The organism is Polaromonas sp. P1_G2 (assembly GCF_056405515.1).
Map to the genome: position 1 here is coordinate 1 of NZ_JBFUBY010000977.1, position 491 is coordinate 491.

A 491-nucleotide genomic window follows, 5' to 3' on the forward strand; every position below is an offset into this window, starting at 1 on the left:
GTACCACCACATATCCCAGACCCTTAGCCGCAGCCAGTGACGCCCGTTGACACACCGCCCAATTTAAGAGCCCGATTTAAAAGTAGTTGAGCGATAACAGTAGGTTGTGATTCCCTTTTGGTGCTAAATCTCTCGGAGAGGGCGGTCATGCCGCCTTGCTGAACGTCCGTCCCGTCTCTCCGATATAGGCGTCGAACGTGGAGGCGACGGCGCGGACGAGGAACCGTTGTTTGGCATCGAGCCTGACCACGCCATCCTCGATTTCCACGATACCGTCCGCGACCATGGCGCTGAGGCGTGCATTGCTTTCGAGAAGGAATTCGGGCGGAAAACCATGCAACAGGGAGATGGCGGAGACGTCGGCCGCGAAGTCGCACATCAGGCGCTCGATGACATCGGCGCGCAATCTGTCTTCTACCGTCAGCCGATAGCCTTTGGCGGTCGCCAACGAGCCCGATGAAATCTGGCTTGCATAGAGGCCAGGCGGCACC

The 491-nt window shown here is 58.5% G+C and carries 1 pseudogene; it reads right to left on the reverse strand.

Going from position 1 to position 491, the window contains the following annotated elements:
* Positions 1 to 145: 145 nt before the first annotated feature.
* Positions 146 to 491 (reverse strand): annotated as a pseudogene (locus AC1D0P_RS28635) (oxygen-independent coproporphyrinogen III oxidase); the annotation flags it as partial.